The 7,909-nt window shown below is 42.1% G+C and carries 7 protein-coding genes; 5 read left to right on the top strand and 2 right to left on the bottom strand.

Annotated features, from left to right (window positions below):
• On the bottom strand, window positions 1-797 hold a 797-nt coding region (locus tag VIN08_RS07940), incomplete at its 3' end, for an AMP-binding protein (protein ID WP_331962823.1).
• Window positions 798-1,085: 288 nt separating this feature from the next.
• Here VIN08_RS07940 and VIN08_RS07935 point away from each other — a divergent pair.
• Genes VIN08_RS07935 through VIN08_RS07915 form a run of 5 tightly spaced genes read left to right on the top strand, consistent with a single transcriptional unit; the run spans window position 1,086 to window position 7,459 of the window.
• Window positions 1,086-2,033: a hypothetical protein gene (locus VIN08_RS07935; protein WP_331962820.1), complete on the top strand. Its 948-nt coding sequence runs from the start codon at window positions 1,086-1,088 to the stop codon at window positions 2,031-2,033.
• Window positions 2,030-3,496, top strand: a complete 1,467-nt coding sequence (locus tag VIN08_RS07930) for a B12-binding domain-containing radical SAM protein (protein WP_331962817.1) — start codon at window positions 2,030-2,032, stop codon at window positions 3,494-3,496. The genes VIN08_RS07935 and VIN08_RS07930 overlap by 4 nt, the downstream gene beginning before the upstream one ends.
• 17 nt (window positions 3,497-3,513) lie before the next feature.
• Complete coding sequence (locus VIN08_RS07925; protein WP_331962814.1) at window positions 3,514-4,317, top strand: class I SAM-dependent methyltransferase; 804 nt, start codon at window positions 3,514-3,516, stop codon at window positions 4,315-4,317.
• Window positions 4,314-5,720: a B12-binding domain-containing radical SAM protein gene (locus VIN08_RS07920; RefSeq protein ID WP_331962811.1), complete on the top strand. Its 1,407-nt coding sequence runs from the start codon at window positions 4,314-4,316 to the stop codon at window positions 5,718-5,720. The genes VIN08_RS07925 and VIN08_RS07920 overlap by 4 nt, the downstream gene beginning before the upstream one ends.
• On the top strand, window positions 5,720-7,459 hold the full coding sequence (locus VIN08_RS07915) for an ABC transporter ATP-binding protein (protein WP_331962808.1): 1,740 nt from the start codon (window positions 5,720-5,722) through the stop codon (window positions 7,457-7,459). The genes VIN08_RS07920 and VIN08_RS07915 overlap by 1 nt, the downstream gene beginning before the upstream one ends.
• On the opposite strand, the gene VIN08_RS07910 is transcribed toward VIN08_RS07915, so the two are convergent.
• A partial coding sequence (locus VIN08_RS07910) for a hypothetical protein (RefSeq protein WP_331962805.1) occupies window positions 7,449-7,909 on the bottom strand: 461 nt, incomplete at its 5' end. The genes VIN08_RS07915 and VIN08_RS07910 overlap by 11 nt on opposite strands.

Raw genomic sequence — 7,909 nt, 5'->3', positions numbered from 1 at the left:
ACCATGTATCCTCCGCAAGTATGCACCATGCCTTTTGGTTTACCGGTAGAGCCCGAAGTATAGAGTATAAATAGCATGTCTTCTGCATCCATCTCTTCTGCTGCGCATTCAGCATTTACTTTAGCGATCTCATCATGCCACCAGGCATCGCGACCTGCTTTCATGGGCCCCCCTGACTTTAGATATTCCTTTACAATAACACGTGAAACATTCGGACAGCTTTCCAATGCCTGGTCAATGATACCTTTTAGATTAATGGATTTCTCTCCGCGATGAGCTCCATCGGAGGTGATCACTATATTACAGCCGGCATCCAGTATACGATCGGCAACAGATTTAGCAGAGAACCCTGCGAACACAACAGAGTGCACAGCACCAATACGCGCACATGCCAGCACAGCATAAGCAAGCTCAGGTATCATGGGTAAATAAATGCAAACACGATCGCCCTTCTTTACTCCATTTGCCTTCAGCATATTGGCTGTCTTGCAAACTTCTTCATACAATTGCTGATACGTTATATGCTTGGCATCATCTGCCGGATTGTTAGGTTCCCATATAATAGCGGTTTGATTGGCATGCTTGGTAAGATGCCGATCGATACAGTTTTCGGTTATATTTAGTTTTCCCCCCTGAAACCATTTCACTTCCGGTTTGTGAAAATCCCACTCTAATACCTTATCCCACTTTTTGCGCCAGTAAAAACTGCTGGCAATCTCGCTCCAGAAATTCTCCGGGTGCTCAATGCTTTTTTTATACTGCTCCTGATAATCTTCAAAAGTTCTGATCACGTTCATGGTTGTTGTTTGTAGTTAAGGGTTATTGTTTAAAAATTATTTGATAAGCATGGCAACCAAAGTTTAACATGTCGCGTCCCGTGAATGGTGACAAACAAGTGTGATAAAATTCTATCCTTTTTCCGGAAATTCAAACATTGTTTTGTGGTGTGTTAGAACACACAAACAAATTTTTGCGATTGGTTTACAAGACTGCTGATCAACGGTATCTTGTGAAACAAAGAAGAAGACATTGTTCAGCGGAAAGAATGGGGTATAGTGACGCATGATTAATTAACAATGATCCGTATGGTAGAGTCTTTGAACGACAGTACGTTGAAGCCATTGAGCGAGAGCATTCTTCGTACGTTATTATACTACGACATCTTTAACTACCCGCTTAAAGCCGAGGAGATCCATCGCTTCTTGCCAACCAATCATGTAACAGCGCGTGCTATTGAATACGAGCTGGAAGAGATGTCGTCCAAAGGATATCTTTTTCAGTTTGGCGATCTTTACTCGCTTCAAAACAACGAAGCATGGGCAACGCGAAGATTGAAAGGCAACTCAGAAGCAGACAAGCTTCTGGCTGTGGCTCGTAAGAAAGGTAAATTTATATCCTCATTCCCGTTTGTTCGCGGTGTGCTTGCTTCGGGCTCACTATCGAAAGGCTATATGGATGAAAACTCTGATCTGGATTTTTTCATCATTACCAAACCAGGTCGGCTGTGGATTGCACGTATGATATTGGTGCTATATAAGCGTATCTTTCTCTTCAATTCTCATAAATACTTTTGTGTAAACTATTTTATAGATACCGATCACCTGGAGATTGAGGAAAAAAATTTATTTACCGCTACAGAACTGGCTACCGTAATACCGTTATGTGATGTTGATCTGTATGCGAAGCTGCACCAAAAGAATTTATGGCTTCGTAATTTCTTCCCCAACTTTAAACTGCGCCCTATAGATGAAACAACCGATACATCGAACGGTATAATTAAAAGAGCGATTGAGTATATAATTGATCATGCGGGAGTCAACTGGTGGGAAAATTATTGCATGAAGTTGTCTCTGAAGCGTTGGGAGAATTTATACCAGAAACAATATACTCAGGATGATTTTGACGTTGCCTTTAAAACGAAGAAGTATAGTTCTAAAAATCATCCCAATCATTATCAGCGTAAAGTGATTGAACTCTACCGGCAGAAAATGGAAGGGTTCAGTAAGAAGTTTAATATTTCGTGGAAAGCATGAGCAGGAAGATACTTTTTACACACTCGTATTTTTACAAGTTTGATCCCAAGCAATGGAAATTCAAACAGCCGTATCCGCCACTGGCAACTATATTAGCTGCTGCAGTAATGCGCGAAGCAGGCTTTACAGTGTCACTCTTTGATACTGCCTTACGGGATTCTCCGGATGAAATTACAGATGCTATAGATCAGCACAAGCCACAATATTTGGTGATATACGATGATGGCTTCAACTATCTCACCAAGATGTGTCTTACTAATATGCGTGAAGCAGCCTTTGCTATGGCAAAAGCCGCGAAGGATGCGGGCTGTACAGTGATTGCTTCAAGCTCAGATGCAGCAGATCATTACGAGAAATATCTTTCGCATGGCGTAGATTATGTAGTGCGTGGCGAGGGAGAAGAAACACTGAAAGAATTGATACTGGCACTCGAAGCAAATCGCGATGTGAAATCGCTGCAGGGTATAGCTTTCAGAGAAAACGAAGAAACAAAAATTACAGCTAATCGCCCTGTAATTCGTGAGTTGGATACACTGCCATTACCTGCGTGGGACCTGGTAAATATTGATTCCTATCGCACGGTATGGAATAAACATCACGGATATTTTTCACTGAATATAGCATCCACGCGCGGATGCCCCTATAAATGTAACTGGTGTGCCAAACCTATCTATGGCAATCGCTATAATTCACGTTCTCCGCAGCATGTGTTAAGAGAAATTGAGTTTCTGTTGAAAGAGTATAATCCTGATCACTTCTGGATGTGCGATGATATATTCGGACTGAAGCCAGGCTGGGTACAGGAATTCAGAGATGAGGTACTTGCCAAAAAATTAAAGTTCAGGTATAAAATTCAGTCGCGGGCTGATCTGTTATTACAGGAAGACACGATAGAAGCGTTCGCACAATCCGGAGCTGATACGATCTGGATAGGCGCAGAGTCAGGATCTCAAAAAATCCTGGATGCTATGGATAAAGGAACTACTATAGAACAGATTCACGAAGCTACACACCTGATGAAGCAGAAAGGAATCAAAGTAGCTTTCTTTCTTCAATTCGGATACCTGGGCGAAACACAGGAAGATATAGATGCAACGTTAAAGATGGTGTTGGATTTAATGCCAGATGAAGTTGGTATCTCTGTTTCCTATCCGTTGCCGGGAACAAAGTTTTACGACCGGGTAAAGGAGCAACTTCACGAAAAACAGAACTGGAGTGATTCGGATGATCTCGCCATGATGTTTCAGGGAACATTTGGAAGTAAGTATTACAAAGAACTGCACCGGTATGTTCATAGTGTTTATCGTACACGAAAAGGATATATCAGTTTGCAGAAACTCTTTCGTAATCCGTTACGTCTAAACTATAAGGATTTGCGTGCAGGGCTGGCAACTTTTTATTATATTCCTACATCGTTCGCCCAACGGTTGCGACTCAAAGGACTTGCAGTTACCCATCCCTGACCAACCCGTATAAAATCATGCGCATGGCTGTACCGTTCGATCATATTGCTTCTGCTTACGATTCTGTCTTCACACAGAGTGCAATTGGTCAATTGCAACGAAAACAGGTTTGGAGTTACCTCGAGAAAATTACTCCTGAGCTAAACGGACTCGAGATACTGGAATTGAATTGTGGTACTGGTGAAGATGCACTGCTTTTCAGTGAGCGTGGTTTTAATATAGTAGCCACCGATGTATCGGAAGAGATGCTGAAGGTAACACAGCAGAAAGCGCATCAATTCTCGATGCAGAATAAAATCAGCTCACACTATCTTGATCTTGATAGTTTCGACGAAACACTGTTCGATAAGAAATTTGATCTGATCTTTTCCAACTTCGGTGGATTGAATTGTATCAGTCCGGAGTCGCTGCAAAAACTATTGCAAAAGCTGCCGCAGGTTTTATCCCCGAAAGGAAGATTTATAGCGGTAATTATGCCGAAGTTCTGTTTGTGGGAATCGATATACTTTTCGTTGCGCTTTCAAATGAAGAATGTATTCAGGCGGTGGACTTCTTATGATGTACCTGCTAATCTGGATGGTGCCATTGTGAAGACGTGGTATTACAAACCATCACAGATCAGGAAATGGTCGTCAGGTAAATTTACCACTATTACACGACAACCCATTGGCTTTGCTCTGCCTCCCTCATACCTGGAAAAATTCTTTTCAACGCACAAGCGTTTTCTCTTTGGACTAAATACAGTTGAAAGAAAAGTATCGCGGTTCTCTTTTCTGTCGGGTATGGCCGATCATTTTATAATTGATCTGAAGTTACGATGAGTGTATTGCTGACGCACGGATATTTCCTTGCAGACGATGAGAAGGAACAGCAGATCATGCGCCCGTATGCCCCACTGGGTATACTCTATATTTCTGCGTACCTCGAACAGCAAGGAATTGCCAACGAAGTATTTGATACTACATTTTCTACAAAGGATATATTTCGCCAGTATCTGTTCGATCACACTCCGCAAATCATTGGTATGTATGCCAACCTGATGACAAAGTTGAATGTGATTGAGGCGATGCATTTTATCAACGAGCATCTTCCGCATATAAAAATCGTGTTGGGTGGCCCCGATGTAAAGTATAATGCTGCAAATTACCTGCAGGAAGGTGCCGACTATATTGTGATGGGCGAAGGTGAAGAAACGATGTATGAATTATGCAACACGTTATTGAACTCTTCTGAAGACGAGTTATCGGATAAACTTCAAAAGATTCGCGGTATAGCCTATATGCATAATGGGCAGATGATGGAGATGCCCGAGCGCGATAAAATAAAAGAGCTTGATCACTTACCGTTTCCCAACAGAAAGAAAATTGATTTACACCTATACCTCGATGCCTGGAGAAAATTCCATGGCACCAACGCTATATCAGTAAGCACCATGCGTGGTTGCCCCTATACCTGTAAATGGTGCAGTCGCGCGGTATACGGACTTAGTTATAGGAGAAGATCGGTGGAACGGGTAGTGCAGGAGCTGTGCGAGATAAAGGAAGCCTATAATCCCGATTCACTTTGGTTTGTAGATGATGTATTCACCATCAGTCACAAATGGCTTACGGCTTTTCGCGATGAACTCAAAAAGCGAGATATACTTATTCCATACGAATGCATTACACGTGCCGACCGTATGAATGAAGAAGTAATCAAGATGCTGAAAGAAACAGGTTGCTTCCGTGTGTGGATTGGTGCCGAGAGCGGCTCACAACGAATTATAGACCTGATGGATCGCAGAGTAGATGTGCAGCAGGTGCGCGATATGATCCAGCTCACCAAGAAATATGGTATACAAACGGGAACGTTTATCATGCTTGGTTACCCTGGTGAAACAGAAGCTGATATTGAGGAGACTATAAAGCACTTGAAAGAATCTGATCCTGATCACTTCACGATAACAGTAGCCTACCCGATAAAAGGAACGGAGCTATACCAGGAAGTTGAAGCCGTGCAAACTACCAAACTCGATTGGTCAACAAGTACAGATCGCCAGGTAGATTTCGAAAGAATGTATTCGCGAAAGTATTACGACTATGCTGTGCGCAGGGTAATTAATGAAGTGAATTACTTTAAAGCCCGTAATCGAAATCGTGGAGCTTCAGCTGTTCGCCTGAAAGCAAAATCGATGGCAGCAAAATTGGCGATGCGCTGGCAGCGGATTACTCTAAATATGTTTTAATGTTCAGGCGGTCATTCCTTTCCGAAACATCACTGATATTTCGCTTACTCTCGCGAGAGCAACGAAACAGGTTAGTAAGGAATGTCACCGCTTCGGTTATACTCGCATTGCTCGAAGTTTTTTCACTCACTTCTATTCTGCCGTTGCTCTTTTATCTTATACGTCCACAGAAACTGAATATATCTTCTGGTGTTATTGGCTATATATCAACTTTAACAACATCTATACCCTGGACTATACTTCTGAGCGGGATAGTGGCTTTGTTTATTTTAAAGAATGTGGCAGCCGTATGGCAAACGCAGCAACAATCCAGGTTTCTGAACGATCTATACCTTGACCTTTCCAAAAAAGTATATCAACGTTTCTATAGCCAGGCATGGAATGCGTATACACATGAAAACTCGGCAGAAGCATTTCGAAAGATCAAGAACACAGCTTTTGAGTTTACCAGCTATGTGTTGAACAGTTACTTGTTGCTGCTTACGGATGTTGTGATGTGTGTGTTGATGATTGCCGTGTTGGCCTGGTTCGATTTCAGAATACTGCTCGTTATACTCTTCCTGTTTTTGCCCATCGGTATATTTTATTATTTCTTTCGAAAGAAGGTGATTCTGAAGATCGATAAATCATTTCGTGAACTTACACCCGTTACAAATATTGCCTTGACACAAGGTATAAGTGCCTATACAGAGGCGCGGATTTATAAGAAGCAAAATTACTTTATCGATCGCTTCATCCGGCTCAGTAAAATTACTACCAGGCAATTATCGGATTTAAAAACTTTCTCGAGCCTCCCGCCACGAATTCTTGAGGTGGTTGGTATCATGTTGCTCGCGGGTACAATTATATATGTTCGTGCTGTTGGGGCTGACGAACAAAACCTGTTGATCTTTATAGGGTTATTTTCATTGGCTTTATATCGTATCATGCCTTCGCTTAATCGCATGTTGCAAAGTCTTTCGCAAATACAATCGTATAGCTATACTGTATCAGAATTATATGAGGTTACTGGTGGAGGTTATGAAAAGAAGTCTGTAAAAAATCAGATGAAACTCGACTTTAACACATCCATCGAACTGGTGAATCTTACTTTTCAGTATGAAGATAAATCGAGAGTGCTGTTGCAGAACATTTCGCTCTCTATATCCAAAGGAGAATTTGTTGTATTGGAAGGTGCTTCCGGTTCAGGTAAAACTACGCTCATCAATATTATAAGCGGTATCATTCAAAATTATAGCGGCCACGTGCTTATTGATGGTGTACCTCTTGATTCCGATACGCTGGAGGCTTGGCAAACGCAAATAGGATTGGTGGCACAATCTCCGGTTATTCTTCAGGACACGCTTCTTCAAAATATAGCCTTTGGAGAATTTGAAAGTGATGTTGACCATTATAAACTGAAAAGCGCTATTCACGAGGCGGGACTTGATACATTCCTTACATCTCTGTCGGAAGGAATATATACTACCATAGGCGAGAATGGTGTTACCCTTTCCGGTGGCCAACGCCAGCGACTCTGCCTAGCAAGAGCCCTATACCGACAATCTCAGGTATTACTGCTGGATGAAGTCACCAACCAGCTGGATGAAGAGAACAAGGTGTATATACTGAATACACTACAGGCAATGTGTGAACAAGGCAAAACAGTTGTACTAATATCGCACGATCCGTTGGTAAGAAAATTTGCCACCAGAGTTCTTAAACTGGAAGATGCCCTGTTAGAGTCTGCTACACTGTAAACATGGGACGCACAATCTTTTCGTTTTTCATAAACGCGATCCAATAGGGATTTTTCCCTGTAATGATTAGTCGTATTACCTTCAGATTGATGCGAAACATGCGCATATCTTTCTTCAACAATGCAAGCAAGGCATTTCCGGTAAGCGACCATATATACCACGCTACAGTAAAGGGTCCATGTTTTCTATACTTCTTGATGAAGTAATGCAGTGCAAGAACTCGTCTGTAATAGGCGAGTGTTCTGTCAAGCCTGTTTTCGAGTGCACGATGGTGATACGCTGCTGTGGATCCAATAACATGTATAGACTTTGCCTGTGCAAATCCGATAGCCACTCCGTAGTTATCTCCAATTCCGCTTGGGTCCAGCACTTCATCGTAAGGCGAATGCAACAGCCAGTCGCGCCTGATTACGTTGGCGCCCAGGGAATATATAGTGGTTTGAAATACTT

The organism is Ohtaekwangia sp. (assembly GCF_036568665.1).
Classification (GTDB): Bacteria; Bacteroidota; Bacteroidia; order Cytophagales; family Cyclobacteriaceae; genus Ohtaekwangia.
The sequence above is the reverse complement of the archived record's forward strand: the minus strand, read 5'-3'. Positions and strand labels throughout refer to the sequence as shown.